19 protein-coding genes are annotated in these 20,413 nt (G+C 66.5%); 9 read left to right on the top strand and 10 right to left on the bottom strand.

Annotation, left to right across the window (positions count from 1 at the left end; all coding sequences use genetic code 11):
- Positions 1–11: 11 nt before the first annotated feature.
- A complete protein-coding gene (locus ACHAA4_RS11140) occupies positions 12–1,142 on the bottom strand; it encodes a mannose-1-phosphate guanylyltransferase (RefSeq protein WP_435774245.1) in 1,131 nt (376 codons plus the stop codon).
- Between the two features lie 429 nt (positions 1,143–1,571).
- On the opposite strand from ACHAA4_RS11140, the gene sdhC reads away from it, so the two are divergent.
- The 4 genes from sdhC (at position 1,572) to ACHAA4_RS11120 (ending at position 5,122) form a co-directional block, all read left to right on the top strand.
- Positions 1,572–1,958 (top strand): succinate dehydrogenase, cytochrome b556 subunit, encoded by a 387-nt coding sequence (gene sdhC, locus ACHAA4_RS11135; RefSeq protein ID WP_084479674.1) that lies wholly within the window; start codon positions 1,572–1,574, stop codon positions 1,956–1,958.
- Between the two features lie 2 nt (positions 1,959–1,960).
- Positions 1,961–2,467, top strand: a complete 507-nt coding sequence (locus ACHAA4_RS11130; protein WP_435774244.1) for a succinate dehydrogenase hydrophobic membrane anchor subunit — start codon at positions 1,961–1,963, stop codon at positions 2,465–2,467.
- A gap of 79 nt (positions 2,468–2,546) precedes the next feature.
- Complete coding sequence (sdhA, locus tag ACHAA4_RS11125; protein ID WP_435774243.1) at positions 2,547–4,334, top strand: succinate dehydrogenase flavoprotein subunit; 1,788 nt, start codon at positions 2,547–2,549, stop codon at positions 4,332–4,334.
- Positions 4,334–5,122 (top strand): succinate dehydrogenase iron-sulfur subunit, encoded by a 789-nt coding sequence (locus tag ACHAA4_RS11120; protein WP_435774242.1) that lies wholly within the window; start codon positions 4,334–4,336, stop codon positions 5,120–5,122. The genes sdhA and ACHAA4_RS11120 overlap by 1 nt, the downstream gene beginning before the upstream one ends.
- 76 nt (positions 5,123–5,198) lie before the next feature.
- Here the strand turns inward: ACHAA4_RS11120 and ACHAA4_RS11115 are convergent, their stop codons facing one another.
- The 5 genes from ACHAA4_RS11115 to ACHAA4_RS11095 all read right to left on the bottom strand — a co-directional run bounded on the left by ACHAA4_RS11115 (position 5,199) and on the right by ACHAA4_RS11095 (position 10,330).
- Positions 5,199–6,356 carry a hypothetical protein gene (locus tag ACHAA4_RS11115; RefSeq protein WP_435774241.1) on the bottom strand — a complete coding sequence of 386 codons (1,158 nt, stop codon included), beginning with the start codon at positions 6,354–6,356 and terminating at the stop codon, positions 5,199–5,201.
- Positions 6,357–6,550: 194 nt separating this feature from the next.
- Entirely contained in the window at positions 6,551–7,660 is a 1,110-nt protein-coding gene (locus tag ACHAA4_RS11110; RefSeq protein ID WP_435774240.1) for a YihY/virulence factor BrkB family protein, read from the bottom strand.
- A 31-nt stretch (positions 7,661–7,691) separates the two neighbouring features.
- Entirely contained in the window at positions 7,692–8,729 is a 1,038-nt protein-coding gene (gene trpS, locus ACHAA4_RS11105; RefSeq protein WP_435774394.1) for a tryptophan--tRNA ligase, read from the bottom strand.
- 30 nt (positions 8,730–8,759) lie between these two features.
- A complete protein-coding gene (locus ACHAA4_RS11100; protein WP_435774393.1) occupies positions 8,760–9,602 on the bottom strand; it encodes an exodeoxyribonuclease III in 843 nt (280 codons plus the stop codon).
- Positions 9,603–9,697: 95 nt separating this feature from the next.
- Positions 9,698–10,330 carry a hypothetical protein gene (locus ACHAA4_RS11095; protein WP_435774239.1) on the bottom strand — a complete coding sequence of 211 codons (633 nt, stop codon included), beginning with the start codon at positions 10,328–10,330 and terminating at the stop codon, positions 9,698–9,700.
- Positions 10,331–10,493: 163 nt separating this feature from the next.
- Here ACHAA4_RS11095 and ACHAA4_RS11090 point away from each other — a divergent pair, with 163 nt between their 5' ends.
- Positions 10,494–10,835, top strand: a complete 342-nt coding sequence (locus tag ACHAA4_RS11090) for a hypothetical protein (protein WP_435774238.1) — start codon at positions 10,494–10,496, stop codon at positions 10,833–10,835.
- Here ACHAA4_RS11090 and ACHAA4_RS11085 read toward each other — a convergent pair.
- The 4 genes from ACHAA4_RS11085 to ACHAA4_RS11070 all read right to left on the bottom strand — a co-directional run bounded on the left by ACHAA4_RS11085 (position 10,819) and on the right by ACHAA4_RS11070 (position 15,189).
- Positions 10,819–12,330 (bottom strand): MFS transporter, encoded by a 1,512-nt coding sequence (locus tag ACHAA4_RS11085; RefSeq protein WP_435774237.1) that lies wholly within the window; start codon positions 12,328–12,330, stop codon positions 10,819–10,821. The two genes, ACHAA4_RS11090 and ACHAA4_RS11085, sit on opposite strands and share 17 nt — an antisense overlap.
- 108 nt (positions 12,331–12,438) lie before the next feature.
- Positions 12,439–13,131, bottom strand: a complete 693-nt coding sequence (locus tag ACHAA4_RS11080; protein ID WP_435774236.1) for a DUF4064 domain-containing protein — start codon at positions 13,129–13,131, stop codon at positions 12,439–12,441.
- Positions 13,132–13,189: 58 nt separating this feature from the next.
- On the bottom strand, positions 13,190–14,485 hold the full coding sequence (locus ACHAA4_RS11075) for an ABC transporter permease (protein WP_435774235.1): 1,296 nt from the start codon (positions 14,483–14,485) through the stop codon (positions 13,190–13,192).
- Positions 14,482–15,189, bottom strand: a complete 708-nt coding sequence (locus ACHAA4_RS11070; protein WP_435774234.1) for an ABC transporter ATP-binding protein — start codon at positions 15,187–15,189, stop codon at positions 14,482–14,484. Before ACHAA4_RS11070 ends, ACHAA4_RS11075 begins: the two co-directional genes overlap by 4 nt.
- A 208-nt stretch (positions 15,190–15,397) precedes the next feature.
- Between ACHAA4_RS11070 and ACHAA4_RS11065 the strand changes: the two genes are divergently transcribed.
- From ACHAA4_RS11065 to ACHAA4_RS11050, 4 genes are all read left to right on the top strand, one after another.
- The gene (locus ACHAA4_RS11065) at positions 15,398–16,408 is read left to right on the top strand and encodes an ABC transporter ATP-binding protein (protein ID WP_435774233.1); all 1,011 of its coding nucleotides are present in this window, start codon (positions 15,398–15,400) and stop codon (positions 16,406–16,408) included.
- A complete protein-coding gene (locus ACHAA4_RS11060; protein ID WP_435774232.1) occupies positions 16,398–18,245 on the top strand; it encodes an ABC transporter permease in 1,848 nt (615 codons plus the stop codon). Before ACHAA4_RS11065 ends, ACHAA4_RS11060 begins: the two co-directional genes overlap by 11 nt.
- Before the next feature lie 486 nt (positions 18,246–18,731).
- Entirely contained in the window at positions 18,732–19,460 is a 729-nt protein-coding gene (locus tag ACHAA4_RS11055; RefSeq protein ID WP_435774392.1) for an ABC transporter permease, read from the top strand.
- Positions 19,457–20,230 carry an ABC transporter permease gene (locus ACHAA4_RS11050; protein WP_435774231.1) on the top strand — a complete coding sequence of 258 codons (774 nt, stop codon included), beginning with the start codon at positions 19,457–19,459 and terminating at the stop codon, positions 20,228–20,230. Before ACHAA4_RS11055 ends, ACHAA4_RS11050 begins: the two co-directional genes overlap by 4 nt.
- The last annotated feature ends 183 nt before the right edge of the window (positions 20,231–20,413 follow it).

Here is a 20,413-nt window from a genome sequence, read left to right as displayed (position 1 = left end):
GACGTGCCGGCTCAGAGGACATCAGATTCTCCCTGCGCCCGCAGCGCCTCCACGGCCTGCTTCACCGACTGGGCATGGTCGGTGGTGGTGACCAGCAGGGCATCCGGGGTGTCGACCACCACGATGTTCTCCACGCCGATCAGCGCCACCACGCGCTGGGTGTCTGAAACGACGACGCCGGACGACTGGTCCGAATAGACCCTGGCCTTCTCTCCCAGCACGGTCATGGACTCCTGCTCCCGCGCCGGGTTCAGTCGGGCGATCGCGGCGAAGTCACCGACGTCGTCCCAGGTGAAGTTCCCGGGGATCACGGCGACATCACCGGCGGCGGCGGCGGGCTCGGCCACGGCGTAGTCGATCGCGATCTTCGGCAGCGCCGGCCAGACCCGTGCGGTGACCTCCGCCTGTTCCGGGGTGCCCCAGGCAGCGGCGATCTGCTCGAGACCGGCGTAGAGGGTGGGCTCCGCGCGCGCCAGATGATCGAGCAGCAGGGCGACCGGGGCGACGAACATGCCGGCGTTCCAGAGATACTCCCCGGAGGTGACGTACTTCTCCGCCAGCTCCTGGCCGGGCTTCTCGACGAACTCCGCGACGTCGCGGGCATGCGGGGCACCCTCGATGGGCGCGCCGTCGACCTCGAGGGTGGCGCCGCGTCGAATGTAGCCGAAGCCGGTGGAGGGGTGGGTGGGAGCGATGCCGATGGTGACGATCTTTCCGGTGGCCGCCGTGGCCACGGCCTCGCGCACCGCCTGCTGGAAGATCTCCACCGGGGCGATGACCTGGTCGGCGGCGAAGGAGCCCATGATGATCTCGGGGTCGCGGCGGTGCAGGATCGCGGCGGCCAGCCCGATGGCCGCCGCCGAGTCCTTAGGCTCGGATTCGAGCACCAGGTCGTTCTCATCGAGCTCGGGGATCTGCGCCCTGACGGCCCCACGGTGGGACTCCCCGGTGACCACCATGACGCGCTCCCCGGTGAGCGGAGCGAGCCGCTCGTAGGTGCCGCGGATCAGCGTGGTGCCGGCTCCGGTGAGGTCGTGGAGGAACTTCGGGGCGCTGGCCCGGGAGAGTGGCCAGAGTCGCGTGCCCACCCCGCCTGCTGGGATCACGGTGTAGAACTTGTCCAAGGATGCCTGTGAAGTCACCTCACCAGCCTAGACCCATACCTGGCTCAAGCTCGGTCAGCCGCGCAGCGGGTGGGCAGATCCGGCACATGGCAGCGTTCTGCGAGACTCGGGGCACCCTCGAGCGCCGTGCGGACAACGCCCAGCGGGGGTCTGCGCCGCAGTTTTCACAATTGCGTCCCCACATTGCGGTTTTTCTACACGTTGTAGAAGTCATTTGGATCTGGCTGTCATGCGGCCTCCGGGACCGGATCAGGCCTACGCTGAGCTGCGCAACAATGTCTCCGGCAAGGCACCACGACCCGCATCGGGGGCCGCGGTGCTCTAGTCTGGTAGCTGACAACAGACTCGCGTCGGCGTCACGGTTTCCGCACCGCCGCAGCGAAGAAATACACGTACGTAACTGTGCGGCGCGGAACGCCATGCAACGATGCAGGGAGGTAATGACAGGTGACGCAGACAAAGGGCACCCTCTATAAAGGCCGGGAAGGTATGTGGTCCTGGGTCGGACACCGGATCACGGGTGTCGGGATCTTCTTCTTCCTCCTGGTCCACGTACTCGACACGTCTCTCGTGCGAGTCTCGCCGGAGGCATATGACGCGGTGATCGGCGCGTACAAGAACCCGATCATGATCGTCGGTGAGATCGGCCTCGTCGGCGCGATCGTCTTCCACGCATTCAACGGCCTGCGGATCATCCTGGTGGACTTCTGGTCCCAGGGCACCCGCTACCACCGCCAGATGCTGTGGACCGTGATGGGCCTCTGGGTCATCACCATGATCGGCTTCACCGTCCGCCACTTGATGCTGTTCCTTGACGGCTGGGGAGGGTTCTGAAAATGACCACCACAAAATCTGACGCCCTTCTGCCCGCACAGGGCATCGAGGCCCCCCGTTCCGGGCGGATCGATCCGAAGTACCTGCGCAGCGGCTCGTCGAAGTCCGGCAGCTTCGAGATGGCCGCCTGGGTCTTCATGCGCGTCTCCGGCGCGGCCCTCGTGGTCCTGATCTTCGTCCACCTGACGGTCAACCTGCTGGTCGGCGAGGGCATCCACCAGATCGACTTCGGCTTCGTGGCCGGCAAATGGGCCAACCCGGTCTGGCAGTTCTGGGACCTGACGATGCTCTGGCTGGCGATGCTCCACGGCGGCAACGGCATGCGCACGATCATCAACGACTACGCAGAGAAGGACTCCACACGGATGTGGCTCAAGTCCATCCTGTACCTCTCGGTGATCGTGATCATCGTGCTAGGCACCATGGTCATCTTCACCTTTGAGCCCTGCCTGCTCGACAACTCCGGCCAGCTGCTCGAGTCGTCACCCTCCTTCTGCCAGAACGTCTGATGCCCGCCGGGCCTGACCCGGTGCGCACGACTGCGCGTTCTCAAGCTTCCGAACACCAAGAAAAGAGAGCCACAAGCTGATGCAGGTTCACAAGTACGATGTCGTCATCGTCGGCGCCGGTGGCGCGGGAATGCGCGCGGCCATCGAGTCCGGCCAGCGCGCCCACACCGCGGTGCTGACCAAGCTCTATCCGACCCGTTCCCACACCGGTGCGGCCCAGGGCGGCATGTGCGCCGCACTGGCCAACGTCGAAGAGGACAACTGGGAGTGGCACACCTTTGACACCGTCAAGGGCGGCGACTACCTGGTGGACCAGGACGCAGCCGAGGTCATGGCCAAAGAGGCCATCGACGCCGTGCTGGACCTGGAGAAGATGGGTCTGCCCTTCAACCGCACCCCCGAGGGCAAGATCGACCAGCGGCGCTTCGGCGGACACACCCGCGACCACGGCAAAGCCGCCGTGCGCCGCGCCTGCTACGCCGCTGACCGCACCGGTCACATGATCCTGCAGACGCTGTACCAGAACTGTGTGAAGCACAACGTCGAGTTCTACAACGAGTACTACGTGCTGGATCTGCTCACCGTGGATGAAGAGGTGACCCGTGAAGACGGAACCACCTACATGCAGAAGCGGACCGCCGGCGTCGTCTCCTATGACCTGGCCAACGGCGAGATCCACGTCTTCCAGGCCAAGTCGGTGGTCTTCGCCACCGGCGGTCTGGGCAAGATCTTCAAGACGACCTCCAACGCGCACACGCTGACCGCCGACGGCATGGCCCTGGCCTACCGAGCCGGCATCCCGCTCGAGGACATGGAGTTCGTGCAGTTCCACCCGACCGGCCTGGCCGGGCTGGGCATCCTGCTCTCCGAGGCCGCTCGCGGTGAGGGCGGCATCCTGCGCAACTCCGAGGGTGAGCGCTTCATGGAGCGCTACGCCCCCACGATCAAGGACCTCGCCCCGCGTGACATCGTCGCCCGGTCGATGGCCAACGAGGTGCGCGAAGGCCGCGGCGCGGGCCCGAACAAGGACTACGTGCTGCTGGACCTGACTCACCTGGAGCCCGCGCACATCGACGCGAAGCTGCCCGACATCACCGAGTTCGCCCGCACCTATCTCGGCGTCGAGCCCTATACCGAGCCGGTGCCGGTCTTCCCGACCTGTCACTACGCCATGGGAGGTGTGCCGACCACGGTGAAGTCCGAGGTGCTGCAGGACAACGACACCGTCGTCCCCGGCCTCTTCGCCGCGGGTGAGGTCGCCTGCGTCTCGGTCCACGGCTCCAACCGACTGGGCACCAACTCGCTGCTGGACATCAACGTCTTCGGCAAGCGGGCCGGTCTGGCAGCCGCGGAGTATGCCGCGACTGCTGACTTCGTGGAGATCCCGGAGAACCCGACGGCGTTCACCGAGAACCAGCTCAACGCGATGCGCGCCTCCACCGGCGGTGAGCGCACTGCGACGCTGCGCACCGAGCTCCAGGAGACCATGGACGCGAACATGCAGGTGTTCCGCTCCGAGGAGACCATCAAGGAAGCCCTCGCGGTGATCGCTGACCTGCGCACGCGCTATAAGAACGTGCAGATCCAGGACAAGGGCAAGCGCTTCAACCTCGATCTGCTCGAGGCTGTGGAGCTCGGCTTCCTGCTGGACATGGCCGAGGTCATGACCGTCGCGGCCCTGCACCGCAAGGAGTCCCGCGGCGGACACTACCGCGAGGACTTCCCGGAGCGTGATGACGAGAACTTCATGCTCCACTCGATGATGTACCTCGACCCCGAGTCCTCGACCGACGGCACCCACGGCATCCGCGCCGACACCAAGCCGGTCGTCTTCACCCGTTACGAGCCGATGGAGCGTAAGTACTGATGAGCACTCCCACCAAAGAAGCCGCTGAGCCCGCGTCCAAGATCGACATGAAGGAGAGCGGGGGCGGAGGCGAGGTCCCGAGCTTCGACGTGACCCTCCAGGTGCGCCGGTATGACCCGGAGTTCTCCGACGACGCGCGCTGGGACGAGTGGACGATCACCATGTACGGCACGGATCGTGTGCTGGACGCCCTGCACAAGGTCAAGTGGGAGATCGACGGATCGCTGACGTTCCGCCGCTCCTGCGCCCACGGCGTCTGCGGCTCCGATGCCATGCGCATCAACGGTCGCAACCGTCTGGCCTGCAAGGTGCTGCTCAAGGACCTGGACACCTCCAAGCCGATCATGGTCGAGCCGATCAAGGGTCTGCCCGTGGAGAAGGACCTGATCGTGGACATGGAGCCGTTCTTCCAGTCCTACCGCGAGATCATGCCCTTCATGGTCAACAACTCCCCGGCCCCGACCGGCGAGCGGATCCAGTCCCCGGAGGAGCGCGAGCGCTTCGATGACACCACTAAGTGCATCCTCTGCGCCGCGTGCACCTCCTCCTGCCCGGTCTTCTGGACCGATGGGCAGTACTTCGGCCCGGCAGCGATCGTGAACGCCCACCGGTTCATCTTCGACTCCCGCGACGACGCCGGCGACATGCGCCTGGAGGTCCTCAACGACAAAGAGGGCGTGTGGCGCTGCCGCACCACCTTCAACTGCACCGACGCCTGCCCGCGCGGCATTGAGGTCACCAAGGCCATCCAAGAGGTCAAGCGAGCGGTGCTGACCCGCAGCATGTGATCCCCGCATCGGCGGTCAAAAAATCGTAGGGCTGCAGCTTGTCGTAGAGCTGCAGCCCTACGATTTTTCGTTTGGTCTACGATTTTTTCGCGAGAGGGACGCCGGCGTCGCGGAGTCGAGCCGCCAGCACGCCCGGGCGCTGCAGATCATCCCAGACCCAGCGCACCACCTTCAGCCCACGCGCGCGCAGTGCGTCCTCGCGCAGCTTCTCCTGCCAGACGGTCTCCTCCGCCGGCGCGCCGCTGAGTCCGGCGCCGCGGGTGTACTTCAACTTCCCGTCGAACTCCCCCACCACCCCGACGCCCGGCCAGTAGAAGTCCACGCGCGCGAGTGCGACGCCGAGCTCGAAGCTGACCTGCAGCTGCGGCGGCTCGAATCCCAGGTCAAGCATTCGCACCCTGGAGAGCGACTCGCCCGCAGACTCGGAGAGTCCATCAGCCAGCTCAAGACACGCCCGCCACCGGGTGAGCCTTCGCTGCGAGTGATTGAACACGCCCCATGCCTGGAGCGCTTCCCGGGTGAGGCTCGCTCCCGAGCACACCCGGCCGCCGAGCACCGGGTCCAGGACGACGACGCCGGCCCCGGTCTCCATCCGCGGCACCGTGTCTGCCAGCAGAAGTCCGAACTCCTCCACCGCGCACTGCGTCACCGCCCCAGGCCAGTGATCTCGGAATCCCATGGCCAGCTCCTGATGCGGCGGCTCAAAGCCGGCGCCGACAAGCAGGCGAAACGCCGGGCGCGAGGTGCGCGGCGGGGTGACGTGTTCATGCAGCTGCGTGGGGATCCCGCGCAGCGCGGCGACCGACGTGCCGGCGGCCCGGGCGTCGTCGTCCTCCTTCGCGAGGTGACGGAGCAGCACGTCACGGGGGTCGGCCGAGCCGGTCATGGCCGGTGGACGCAGCAGCCGCGTACCGCCCTGATGGCGGGTGCGCAGCTGCACCGCATCGGGGGTTCGGATCAGTGGGACGCCATGAAGAGCCAGCCCGGTCTCGCGGCAGAAGACCGGTGCCGCGCGGGTCATCGCGGTCGCGCCGGCGACGGCCAGATGACGCTCCCACGGGGGCGCCGCAAGCCAGTCGGCGGTGTGCACGTAGATGACACGACGCAGCCGCAGCATCGCCCCGGCGTTGACCGCGTTCTTCAACCTTGTGCTGCTGTGGATGCCGTCAGGGAGCTCCTGGGAGCGAATGAGGGTGATCTGAGCGGGGCGCGGCATGGGAGTGGTGAGGTCCATCTCTCCACCCTGCGCAATGGCGCCCCGAATCGGGGCCGGATGCGAAGGTCTGTGGATAACACGGCGCCCCCGCCGGTCCGTCGCGCCCTGAGGCGAACCTGCGGTCGAAAAATCGTAGACCTGTTGGAACGTCGTAGGGCTAGAGCTCTACGATCCCCTGCAGCCCTACGATAAGTGGACCCCCCGGACGGCGCTCAGCGGGATGCGGCGATCGGGCCCAGACGGCGGTTCTGGTCGTCGGTGGCCAGCGCCGCCCAGGAGGCGCAGAGCAGGTAGATCAGGCTGAGCAGGAAGAAGTACACGAAGAAGCCCAGCACGGTGGCGAAGGAGGACACGATGAGGTTCCCACCCTCGACCCCGCTGAGCAGGAAGGTCGAGAGCTGACGCAGCAGCGAGGAGCCAACGGCGGCGATCAGCGCGGCCCGCCACAGCACCGAGACCGGCATGACCACACGGGAGGCCACCCGGAAGATCAGAATCGCGACCAGCACGTCCAGGACCAGCGGCACCGCCAGCGTGATCACCGTGCCGACAAGTCCCTGCAGCACATTCAGGTTCCAGCCCAGCACCCGCTCACTGAAGTCCAACACCGATTCCGAGATCAGGCTCGTCGCGGTGGCGGCCAGCAGCATCGTGCCCAGCAGCACCATCACTCCGAGATCGCGAGACTTCACCACGAGCACGTTCTCATCCATGAGCGGCCGGTCAAAGATACTCCGGATCCCGGCGCGCAGCCCATTGATCCAGCTCAGCGAGGCCACCGCGGCAACCAGCAGCGAGACCACCAGAGTGAGCCCGAAGCCCTCGGTGTCGAAGAGCTGAGCCTGCGTGGCCAGTCCGTCCTCACCGATCACTCCGGGCAGCGCGTCATTGGTCAGATCCACGATGGTGTCCTGGAGCTCCTGGTCGCCGCCGATCACCAGACCCGCCACGGAGAACCCGGCGACCAGGGCTGCTGAGACCGAGAAGAACATCATGTACGCGGCGCCCGCGGCCATAACCGTGCCGTAGTGGAAGAGGAACAGGTTGAAGATCCGCATGCCGCGGGTGGTGTCGAGGCGGGTGAGCCCCCAGAACAGGGTCAGCCCGAACATGGAGACCCGGCTGGGGCCCTCCCGGCGGGCATGGCCCCAGGCGCGCCGCGCCTTGACCTCGCGGCGGCGCAGCCCCTCGAGGTCAAGGGGATTGACCATCCCCGAGACTTCCTCGCGGTCGTTCATCGCCTTCGCGGCGGCTCGCGCATGACCGGCGATCAGCCCGTGACCGCCGGTCCGCGGCCGCAGCCGAGAAGGGTCCTCGTTCACCGTGGGCTCACCATATGGGTGTGGCCCAGGATCACTGCGGGCTCGCGGGGAGGAAGCCGACCTTGTCGTAGACCTCGGCGAGGGTCTCCCCCGCCACGGCCCGCGCCTTCGCAGCACCGGTGGCCAGCAGCGCGTCAAGCTGCCCAGGATCCTCCAGCAGCTCCTCGGTGCGGCTGCGGATCGGGCTCAGCTTCGCCACGACCACCTCGGCCAGCTCCACCTTCAGGTGGCCGTACATCCGGCCCTGATACTCCTCGACGATCTCCCCGACCGGACGATCGGTGAGCGCGGAATAGATGCTCAGCAGGTTCGATACCCCGGGCTTCTCGACCTGGTCGAAACGGATCTCGGCGCCGTCGTCGGTCACGGCGGACTTGATCTTCTTCGCAATCTGCTTATCGGAGTCCATGAGATTCAGCAGACCCCCGGGCGAGGCTGCGGACTTCGACATCTTGGCGGTGGGGTTCTGCAGGTCATAGATCCGCGCCCCAGCCTCTGGGATCAGCGGCTCCGGCACCCGGAAGGTCTCCCCGTAGCGGTGGTTGAAGCGCTGGGCCAGGTTGCGTGAGAGCTCCACGTGCTGCTTCTGGTCCTGCCCGACGGGCACCCCATGGGGCTGGTAGAGCAAGATGTCGGCGGCCTGCAGCATCGGGTAGGTGAAGAGTCCGACGCCGGCCGCGTCGGCGCCCTGCTTGGCGGACTTGTCCTTGAACTGGGTCATCCGCGAGGCTTCCCCCATCCCGGTGAGACAGGTCATGATCCAGCCCAGCTGGGCGTGCTCGGGCACGTGGGACTGCACGAAGACCGTGGAGCGCTCGACGTCGAGGCCCCCGGCGATGTACTGGGCCGCGGTCCGGCGGACCCGGGTGCGCAACTCGGCGGGGTCCTGCTGCACGGTGATCGCATGCATGTCCGGGATGAAGAAGAAGGCGTCGTAGCGCTCCTGCATCTTCACCCAGTTGACCAGCGCTCCCAGGTAGTTGCCCAGGTGCAGGGAGTCAGCCGAGGGCTGCATCCCGGAGAGTACGCGCTCAGTCACAGCAGTTCCTTCGTGTCGTCGGGCAGAGATCGGGGTTCAGATGTCAGGGTGGGGCGGAGTTCAGGGGAGCTTGTAGTCCACGACCAGCGGTGCGTGGTCGGACCAGCGCAGCGAGTAGTCCTGCGCCCGGTCCACCTTCAGGTTGCCGGCGAGCTCCGCCAATGCCGGGGTGGCCATGTGATAGTCGATCCGCCATCCGGTGTCATTGTCGAAGGCCTTCCCCCGGTAGGACCACCAGGTATAGGGCCCCTCGACCTCACCGGCCAGCGAGCGGGCCACGTCGGAGAAGCCGAGCTCTCCGAAGTACTGGTCGAAGTAGGCGCGCTCCTCCGGCAGGAAGCCGGAGTTCTTCACGTTGCCCTTCCAGTTCTTGATGTCGAGCTCCCGGTGGCCGACGTTGAGGTCCCCCATCACCAACAGGTGATCGGCGCGCTGAGCCAGCTTCGGCAGGTACTCGGTCATGTAATGCAGGAACCGCATCTTGTGCTCCTGCTTCAGCGTTCCCACCTCACCGGAGTGGACGTAGACGCTGACCACCGTCAGGGTGGAGCCGTCCCCGAGCTTGTAGTCGGCTTCGATCCAGCGGCCGTCATCTTCGGGGTGGCCGTCACCGATGCCGTTGCGGGTGGCGATGGGGGCGTTTCGGGAGATGATCGCAACGCCGGCCCGGCCCTTGTCGGCGGCCTCGTACTCGTGGACGTGCCAGGGCTGGTCCTCGTGCTCGGTCATGTCGGTGACCAGCTTGGTGAGGATCTCTTCGTTGGCGCGGACCTCCTGGAGCGCGAGGATGTCGATCTCGCGGTCTGCCAGCCACTGGCCCATACCCTTGCGGTGCGCGGCGCGGATCCCGTTGACGTTCACCGACGCGATCCGGGTCTGCCCGGCGGGCTTGGGATCGACGATGCGGTGCGGGTGCTCGCCGAAGTCGGGTGCCTCTGTGGTCGCGGTGCCGGTGGAAGCGGCGGTGTTCTCAGCAGTCTGGGTCACGTCGGGTCCTCTCAGTTGACGATCTCGCCGGTGATCGGCTGATCGTCGTCGTTGGTGCGGTTCTTCGCGCGGCGCTGGCTTCCGCGCTGCTGGTCGTCGGCGCCGCGTCCATCCTGACCCGAATCGCCGGAGCCGCGCCCGACGTGTTCGGAGAGCATGTCCCGGCCGTTGCCGGCGGTCATCTCGATGGTGTCCAGCGCGCGGTCCACCATGGCCAGGTCGGCCTCGTCGCCCTTGACGAGCTCCTGGGTGATGACCCGCTTCTGCACCTGCACGATCTTGAACGAGTGGTCGAGCTTCAGGTTCCGGGCGTGGGTGTCCTCGTCGACCACTGCGGTGCCGCCCAGTGAGTCGGCCCGGCGCGAGGCGGCGTCGGCGCGCGCAGAGTCCAGCGTCTGGCCGAACTTCTTCGCGCCGGATCGCACCGAGATCACCAGCACGGTGGCCAGGAGCAGCCAGCCGCCGGCGATCACCGCGATGATCCAGCCGATGACGTCGTTCTGGTTGGCGGCGAAGACCAGCGCGACCAGCAGCACGGTGATCATCACGGCGAAGCTGATCCCGGAGGTCCGCCGACCGAAGTTCTTGAGGGTTTCTTGCGCGCCAGATGCGCCGCCTGTGGGCAGTGACTGCTGAGAACTCATGCGCCTGATTATCCCTGTGATCACGGCATCCTGGCGAATCGTCCCAGACCCGGCGGAGCTTGCCCGCCGCAGACCGGATGCAACTGTCCACTCTCGGCGTCGTCCACGTCTGAAAGGATGGCCGGGTACGTCCCGAACTGTTCCCACGATCCAGGAGGACCTGATGGCCGCACAACCCGAGAGCTCGCGCCCCCACGATGCGCCTGAGCGCACCACCTACATGCGTCGCTACGCGCTGGACCCGGCGCTGGCGCAGGAATTCGTCGGCTTCCTCACCAAGAAGGTCATCCCGGCCCGAGAGGAGCGCGGGTTCACCGTGGAGTCGATGTGGCTCTCCGACGGCATGGATGAACTCACCTGGTTCGTCAGCCGGTTCGGTGATCGCGAGGAGTTCGCGCAGGCCGAGCAGGCATGGGAGGAGTCCCCGGAGCGCGCCGAGATCTTCGCCGGTGCGCCCGCCTACGTGACCGCCAAGGACCTGCGCCCGGTCACCCGTCTGCGCTGATCGCGCGCTGCGCGGCCTGCCGGGCTCGGCGGGCCGCGAAGAGCGCCGCCGCCACCGAGCTCAGCATCAAGGCTGCGATCACCAGCGAGCTGGTCACGATGGCCGACTGATGGCCCGCGTCGGCACTGATCGAGAAGTAGATGCCGGTGACCACGGCGATGCCGATCGCCGTGAACACCCGCTGGGCGGTCTGCGCAACACCGCCCGCGGCTCCGGCCATGGCCTCCGGGACCTCGCGCATCGACAGTGTCTGCGCGCTCGGGATGATCAGCGCCTGGGAGAGTCCGACGACGCCCAGCGCGGCCCCGATGAGCCACAGCGAGCCGTACGGGGTCTCCATCAGCGCTGTGGCGCCGGCGAGCGAGAGCATCGCGACGACGCCGGCGATGGTCCCGCCGACCAGCATCTTGGGACCCTTGCTCTCCACCGCGCGGCCGACCCGCGAGGAGAGCAGCATGACCATCAGGGCGCTGGGCAGGGTGACCAGCCCGGCGATCAGCGCACCCTCACCGCGGCCCTGCTGCACGTAGACCGCCACCACCGCCCAGGTGGCCGGCATGCCGGCGAAGTACAGGCCCAGCACCAGTGAGTTCAGCGTGTAGCTGGGCAGGGTGAACAGCGACAGATTCACCATCGGGGCGGCCGCGTCGCGGCGCCCCAGCTGGCGTTCCCACAGCGCCCAGAGCACCAGCACGCCGAGTCCTGCCACGCCCAGAAGCCCGCCGAGCAGGCTGCGGAACTGGATGAAGGGCAGCATCAACAGCAGCACCGCAATGCTGAGCAGCACCACCCCTAGCGGGTCCAGGCGCGCGATGCCGCGGGCGGCCGGGGCGGCCGGAGCCGCAGGGGCGTTCCGGTCGACCTCCGGCACCGCCGCCGCGGGGAGCTCGTCGGGGTCAGGCGCCTCGGCCTCGTCGAGGGTCTTGGGCAGCCAGAGCACGATGGCGATCAGCGCGATGATGGTGACCGGGACGTTGATCAGGAACGTCATCCGCCAGCCCAGGTCTGAGCCGGTGGTGTCGATGATCAGTCCGCCCAGCGCCGGGCCGGCGGCCACCGCGATCCCGATGATGGTGCCCATCATCCCGTAGGCCTGGCCGCGCGCGGAGCCGCTGAACAGGCGTTGGATCATGCCGATGATCTGTGGGGTGAGGATGCCCGCGGCGAAGCCCATGAAGACCCGCGCGACGTTGAGCACCAGCGGGGTCATCGCCAGCGCGGCACCGAGCGAGGCGACGCCGAAGAGCACGACGCCGAACAGGAAGATCCCGCGACGGCCCCAGATGTCTCCTGCCCGTCCCGCAGGGACCAGTGCCATCCCGAAGGCCAGCGCGTAGCCGGAGAGCACCCACTGGAGATCCGCGGAGGTGGCTCCGAGGCTCTCCTCGATGGCGGGAAGGGCGACGTTGACGATGCTGATGCTCAGCAGCGCCGCGAAGAGCGGCAGGAACATCGCCGTCATCATCCGCCGGGAGCTGGGGGAGGTCTGGTTCACCAGCTCACCCTATCCCCGCCGCGTCGGCGTGAGCTGCGCGGAGGATGACCATGACGCAGAACGGGGCCGCCCCGTGAAGGAGCGACCCCGTTGAGCAATCTGTGGTGACTACCGGCGGAACTGCGCCAGGTAGCCCTTGACCTCTGGGCTGAACGCAAGCACCAGCCAGTACACGGCCACAGCCACGTGGGCCACCACAAGCAGCAGGCCCAGAAGATTGGCGCCGATGATACCGACCAGGGTCAGTACGATGCCGATGATGGCGAACACGATGCCCGTGACCCGGGCCCAGTTCTTGTTCTTCTTAAGTCCGAAGAACACCAGCAGGTAGAGCCCGACCCCGACGATCAGGGTGACCCAGACGAAGCCTGTCATCAGTCCGACCGTCAGGTCCGCGATCTCGGCCGCCTCCGCGGCGGTCATGCCCTGCTGCTCCAGCGGTTCGATCATCTCCTGCCGAGCCGCTGCATCATCGCCCATGAACAGCCCGGGCAGGGCGCTGAGCACGTAGATCGCCAGCGAGACCAGGGTCAGGGTCTTGAGCAGGCTGTACTTCTTAGGCTCCGCGACCGGCCCGCCGTAGGTGCCGGGCGCGTAGGGATCCGTGCCGTACTTGGACGTGGGCTGGCCGTAGCCGCCGGACTGGTCGGCCGGCTGGTTGCCGCCGTAGCCACCCGACTGCCCACCGGGAAAGCCGCCGGGCTGGTTCTGGCCATAACCCCCGGGCTGGCCGCTCGGCTGCCCGCCGGGCTGGTCGCCGGGGAAACCTGCGGGCTGGTCTCCGTAGGGAGGATTGCTCATGTCAGCTCCTTGTTCATAATTTGTGTTCACGACTCACTCTAGGCCCAGCGGGCCGCGCTCACTCGTAGCGAAGCGCCTCGATCGGATCCTTCTTCGCCGCTCGTGCCGCCGGCAGCGTGCCGGCCAGGAAGGCGATGAACACGATCAGGGCGGTGATGCCCACGATCGCCAGCGGATCTACCGCGAAGAGCGTCAGCCCGGCGACCGCACCCAGAGGCCCGCCTTCGCCGGTGAGCCAGGCGTTGCCGAGAAGGCCCGCTCCGAGTCCGAGCACCACACCGATGACCGAGCCCAGGATGCCGATGACCACGGCCTCCATGGAGAACAGTCCGAAGACCTTCCCGCTGGACATGCCCAGCGCCTTCATCAGGCCGATCTCTCGGGTGCGTTCCTGCACCGACATCAGCAGCGTGTTCACGATGCCGAAGCTTGCCGCGAGCAGAGCGATCAGACCGAAGCCGGAGAGCACCCAGGAGACCGCGTCGATGACGCCCTGGACCGCGCCGATCTGATCCTCCACGGTAAGCCCGAGGAGATCCTCGTCGACCAGCGAGTCCTTGACGCCCTGTTCGTTGGCCTCGATGTTCTCCACATCGACCACCGCCATGGTGTAGGCGTTCTGGGCCTGGCCTTCATAACCCTCCATGGAGAGATCGTTGAGCTCCTGGTTGAGCTCCCGGGACGGCATGGGGGTCGCCCCGATGCCGGAGAGCGCCTCCTCGGAGACGCCGACGATCTCGGCCTCGACCGTGGACTGCTCGCCGGTCACATTGCTGATGCCGATCTGGACGGTCTCGCCGATGACCTGCTCGGCGTCTTCGGTATCGAAGATCGTGAGCCAGTCTTCGGGGATGCTGAGCTCCATGCCGTCATCACCGGGGGCGTCTCCGGCCGCAAGCTCGAGTCCCAGCGCGTTGGCCGGTACGTCGAGCTGCATCTCGTACTGCGCGCCGTCGGGCGTCTCGATGAAGTCGGGTGAGACGAAGACCATCGGGTCCACCGCGGAGACGTTGTCGATCTCCTCGATCGACTCGATGTCGGAGTCGGTGAGCACCCCGCCTCCGGAACCTGGGCCGAACATCCCGCCGGAGCTTGTTGCGGCCTCCGGGTCGTATTCCGCCGGACCGTCGGTGGGCTCGGCGTCGGAGGCGCCAGTGCTCATGACGAACATCTGCGAGGATCCGCCGAATCCGCCGACCACGGTGTCCACATATTTGTTGACCCCTGCGCCGAGTCCGGAGGTCAGCGTCAGCGTGAAGGCACCGATGACGATGGCGATCACCGTCAGGGCGGTGCGCAGCTTGGAGCGGAAGGTGTTGCCCAGCGCGGTGCGCGCGACGTCGACTGACCTCATGCGTGCACCCCCGTCGCGCCGTGTTCCTCGGTGACGATTTCGCCGTCCTGCATCATCAGGCGACGCTGGCACTTCGCGGCCAGGTCCTCGTCGTGGGTGACCACCACCAGGGTGATGCCGTGGTCGCGGTGCAGCCCGAACAGCATGTCCTCGACGATCTCGGAGGTGGCTGTGTCCAGGTTGCCGGTGGGCTCATCGGCGAAGAGCACCGTGGGCTTGTTCACCAGGGCGCGGGCGATGCAGGCGCGCTGCTTCTGCCCGCCCGAGAGGTTGGTCGCCTTGTTCTTGGCCTTGTCGGCCATGTCCAGCTGCTCGAGGACCTCCATGCCGCGGCGGTTGCGCTCAGACTTGCCCACTCCTGCGATCTTCAGCGGCAGGGTGATGTTCTCCAGCACGGTCTGGTTCGGGTTGAGGAAGAACTGCTGGAAGACGAACCCGAAGGTGTCATTGCGGAGCTGGGAGACCTTCTTGGGCTTCAGCGCCGTCACCGGCTCCCCGCCCAGCGCGACGACGCCGGAGGTGGGCTCGTCCAGAAGCGCCAGCAGGTGCATGAGGGTGGACTTGCCGGAACCTGATTTGCCCACGATGGCGACGGATTCGCCCTCGTGGATCTCGAAGGTCAGACCTTTGAGCGCGTCGAAACGGGTTGCGCCCTTGCCATAGACCTTGACCAGGTTCTCGGTCTCGAGAACTGGAGTGGACATTGATGACCTTTCATACTGCTCAGGGATGCTGCGGAGACCCGATGCGGCGATGATCTGCAGCGAGAAGTTGGAACTACCTGTTCATTCTCAAGGATGACGGCGCCGAGAGCATCGCCCCTAAGGATGAACCTGTGTCAGACAGCGGCTCTGCGACAATGCGTCGATCGCGCTCTCACCAGGGATCATCGACGCGAGTACACTGCCAGTCATGCCCGTTGAACATGCGATCCGCGCCACAGGTCTGACCAAACGCTATGGAGATTTCACCGCCGTGGACGGCATCGACTTCACGGTGAATCGAGGTGAGTCCTTCGGCCTCCTCGGACCCAACGGTGCGGGTAAGTCCACGACCATGCGGATGATCGCGGCGGTGGCCTCGCGCAGCGCCGGCACGATGTCGGTGGCCGGACTGGACCCGGAGCAGAACGGGCCAGAGGTCCGCGCTCGGCTCGGAGTGATCCCACAGCAGGACAACCTGGACGAGGAGCTCAGCGTCCGGGAGAACATCATCATGTACGGCCGCTACTTCGGGCTGCCCCGGCGCTGGCTCAATGCCAAGACCGAGGAGCTGCTCGAGTTCGCCCAACTCACCCACAAGGCCACCTCCCGGGTGGAGGACCTCTCCGGCGGCATGAAGCGCAGGCTGACCATCGCCCGCGCGCTGGTCAACGAGCCGGAGATCCTGCTGCTCGATGAGCCCACCACCGGGCTGGACCCGCAGGCGCGGCACATCCTCTGGGACCGGCTCTTCCGACTCCGGGAATCCGGGACCACGCTGGTGCTGACCACCCACCACATGGATGAGGCCGAGCAGCTCTGCGAGCGCCTCATCGTGGTGGACCAGGGACGAATCATGGCGGAGGGCTCCCCCGCCGGACTCATCCGAGACCACTCGACCCGCGAGGTGCTCGAGCTGCGCTTCGGCATGGACCGCAACCAGGAGCAGGCCGAGCAGCTCACCAGGCTGCTCTCCTCCGGACCCGCATACTCCAACGGCGCCGTGACGTCCAACGGCAGTGCGTCCGGCGTCGGTGCGTCCGGCGTGGGCTTCAGCCACGTCGAGGTGCTGCCCGACCGGCTGCTGGTCTATGCCGGCTCCGCGGAGTCCGCGTTGGAACAGATCCACGCCGCAGGGCTGCGCCCGATGACCTCGCTGGTCCGCCGATCATCTCTGGAGGATGTCTTCCTGCGACTGACCGGGAGGACCCTTGTCGACTGATCACCTGACCAGACACGCCGACCTGCAGCACCCCGACAGTCCGGCCGCGGACAAGGTGACCATGGCCGGGCGGGCGCGACGCTTCGGCGCGCTGCACCAGGCCGAGCGCACGCTGCGCAGCATGCGGGCATATGGCACCGTGATCCTCTTCTCCTCGGTGAGCCAGCCGATCATGTACATCCTGGCCATGGGACTCGGACTCGGCGTGCTGGTCGGGGATGGCAACGACTTCGCCGAGTACGGCGCCAGCAGCTATCTGATGTACATCGCGCCGGCGATCCTGGCCTCCACCGTGGCCTTGGCCGCGGGCATCGAGTTCACCTTCCCGGTGATGGAGGGGTTCAAGTGGCGTCGGCTCTATTACGGAGCCCAGGCCTCCCCGCTGAGCCCGGGCCAGATCGCCTCCGGCCACATCCTGGCGGTCAGCGTGCGCTTCGGGATCCATGCAGCGATCTTCACGCTGGTGCTCTACCTCTTCGGGGCGATCAGCTCCCCGCTGGGGGTGCTGATGATCGCCAGCGCGATGCTCGGCGGGCTCGCGATCGGACTGCCGATCATGGCGTACGTGTCCACGCTGCGCGACGAGAAGGGTCAGATGTCGCTGATCCAGCGCTTCGTGATCATGCCGCTCTTCCTGTTCTCCGGCACCTTCTACCCGCTGACGAACCTTCCCGGCTTCCTGCAGGTCCTGGGCTGGTTCTCCCCCATCTGGCACGCCAACGAGCTGGGTCGGGTGCTCGCCTTCGGCCAGCCCACCCCGGTCTGGCTGATTCTTCTCCACGTGCTCTACCTGCTGGGCATCACCATCGGCGCCTGGCTGGTGGCGGTGCGGATCTTCACCCGGCGGCTGGGACTGGAAGAGTGGCGGGGGCGCACGCCCGGCGCCAAGGCCGACGCCAGGCGCCAGGATCGGCTCGCGGTGAAGGACGCGTCCGACGTCGCCCGCTCGGCTGCCGGGCAGAGCGCCACGGCGGCTGATCCGGCGGGCAGCCTCACGCCCGTCCGCGCCGAACTTCCGCGGATCTCCTTTCGACGCGGCTTCGGAGCGAACTACTACTCCGGCAACATCCGCGCGGTGTTCGGCCGCGGGCTGACCGCGATCCGGAACAACCGAGGGGTCATCTTCCTCTCCGGCCTGCTGGAGCCGGTGCTGTTCCTGACCTCCTTCGGGCTGGGCATCTCCCCGATGATCGCCGGGGTCGACGCCGAGCAGGTGGGTCTCAGCGGTGGCGGGACCATCAGCTACGCGGCGTTCATCGCGCCGGCGCTGCTCGCGGTCTCGGCGATGAACGGCGCGATCTTCGACTCCACCTGGAACGTGTTCTTCAAGCTCAAGATCACCAAGCTCTACCGGACGATGATGTCCACGTCGCTGGGCCCGGTGGACGTGGCGGTGGGTGAGATCTGCCTGGCACTCTTCCGCGGCGGGCTCTACGCGCTGGGCTTCCTCGGCGTGCTCATGGTCGGCGGTCTGGTGGATCCGCTCGCGGCGTTGCTGATGTGGTTCACCGCTCTCTTCGTCGCCCTGGGCTTCGCCTCGATCGGGATGGCGGTGACCTCCTTCATGACCCGGTTCCAGCAGATGGACTGGATGATGATGGTGCTGATGCCGATGTTCCTCTTCTCCGCCACGCTGTTCCCGATCAGCGTGTATCCCGCCGGGGTCCAGGCATTCATCCAGGCGCTGCCGCTCTGGCATGCGGTGGAGCTGATGCGCGACATCGCCTTCTGGGACTTCAGCGGCCTGACCCTGGTGCACATCGGGTACTACCTGGTGATGATCGTCGCCGGGCTGGCGCTGACGACCTACCGGATGAAGAAGCTCTTTCTCCGCTGACACCCCACGCCAGCCCGTGGGTGCAGGCTCTTGTCCTTGAAAATCTCAATCATTGACTTCTTGAACTATTGGCCTCGGAGGCCTATCCTGATCGTGATGTGTTCTGGATCACAGTTGGACGATCTCACTGTGGTGATACGAGCAACCTCACACAAGGAGTCATAGATGACTGATGAGAGCTCAAGCCCGGGGATCGATCCCCGCGGTGAAGCCCCCCGGACGCGTGAGGAGGACGTCCACCGGCTGCACCGCTGGGAGGCCTCCGCCGCCGCGGACCGCCGGGGCCGTGACATCCGTCGGCACACCGACGTCTCGACCTCCGCAGGCCTGGACGTCGCCACCCGACCCGACCCCGCGGCCCCGCTGACCTCGGTGGCACAGAGCGGCGCGACCGGTCGTGCGACGACCTCGGGACCCGGCCGAGCCCGACGACGACGGCGGCGCGGACTGGACACCAAGGCCCTCGGCGCGGCCGGCGTGGTCGGCATGCTCCTGACCTGGGAGCTCCTGCCGGTGACCGGACTGGTCAATGCACGCTTCATGCCCCCGGCGTCCGAGGCCATCGGTGGATTGATCAGCAACTTCGGGCTGACAGACTTCTGGGTCGCGGTGTATGACACTATGCGGGCCTGGGCGCTAGGCATGATCATCGCGGTGGTGCTGGCCACCGTGCTGGGCTTCATCATCGGCTCCTCGACGTTCCTGCGCCGCTTCACGAACTCCACCATCGAGTTCCTGCGTCCAGTTCCCTCAGTGGCGCTGATCCCCCTGGCGGTGCTGCTCCTGGGCACCGACATCGAGTCGGCGCTGATGCTGATCGTCTACGCCTGCTTCTGGCAGGTCCTGATCCAGGTGCTCTACGGCGTCGCAGACGTGGACTCGGTCGCCATGAACACCGCCCGCTCCTACGGACTGGGACCCTTCGCCCGCATGCGCTACGTGACCTTCCCGACGGCTCTGCCGTATGTGATGACCGGTGTTCGCCTCGCGGCCGCGGTGGCGCTGATCCTGGCCATCACCGCCGGGCTGATCATCGGCAGCCCCGGCCTGGGGCTGGAGATCAGCCGGGCCCAGTCCGGCGGCAACTACGTCTCCATGTACGCCCTGGTGCTGGCAACCGGCCTGCTCGGGGTTCTGGTGAACCTGGCAATGCGCATGATCGAGCGCAAAATCCTCTCCTGGCACTCCTCGGTCCGCACGGAGGTGGCGGCATGACATATATCCGGACGTTCCTGCACATCATCGCCCTGCCGCTGATTCTGCTCTCCATCTGGTTCATCGCCACCCTGGGCGAGACCAGCTTCTTCGTCCCGACCCCGCAGCTGCTGATACAGACCTTCTTCGAGACCTGGACCAGCGAGCGCTTCATCAGCGACGTCTTCCCCTCTCTGGGGCGGCTCATGGTGGGCATCGCACTCTCGATCCTGATCGGGATCGTCGGCGGACTGCTGATCGGCTCCTTCCGCTGGCTGCGCGCCCTGCTGGAGCCCACCCTCGAGTTCTTCCGGGCCATCCCCCCTCCGGTTCTCATCCCGGTGATCATGCTGCTGATCGGCATCGGAGACGAGATGAAGGTCTCGGTGATCGTGCTCGGCGCCGTCTGGCCGATCCTGCTCAACACCATCGAGGGTGTCCGCTCAATGGACGAGGTGCTGGCCGACACCAGTCGGACCTACGGAATGACCAAGTTCAACAGCGTCCGCTACCTGATCCTGCCCTCGGCGATGCCGCAGATCATGGCCGGAATCCGGCAGTCGCTCTCCATCGCACTGATCCTGATGGTGATCTCGGAGATGTTCGCGTCCACCGAGGGGCTGGGCTTCGCGATCGTGCAGTTCCAGCGCTCCTTCGCCATCCCGGAGATGTGGTCCGGGATCGTCCTGCTGGGCCTGATCGGCGTGGTGCTCTCGTTCATCTTCCAGCTCGCCGAGCGCTGGATCCTGGGCTGGTACCACGGGCTGCGCGAGATCGAACAGTCAGCCTGAGCTCGGGCCTGCAGCAATCGAGCGACCCCACACCGACGAGACCACTCCTCATGACACGCATCAGCTCCAGAGACGCCAGTTCCACAGACTTCACTTCCAGAGAAGGGACCCGGAGATGACCTCCGCGCACTCACAGCCCACGAACCCCGTGATCAGCCAGTCCAGCGTCCAGGACACCCCGGA

It is taken from the genome of Nesterenkonia maliinae, assembly GCF_051262655.1.
Lineage (GTDB): Bacteria > Actinomycetota > Actinomycetes > Actinomycetales > Micrococcaceae > Nesterenkonia.
The sequence above is the reverse complement of the archived record's forward strand: the minus strand, read 5'-3'. Positions and strand labels throughout refer to the sequence as shown.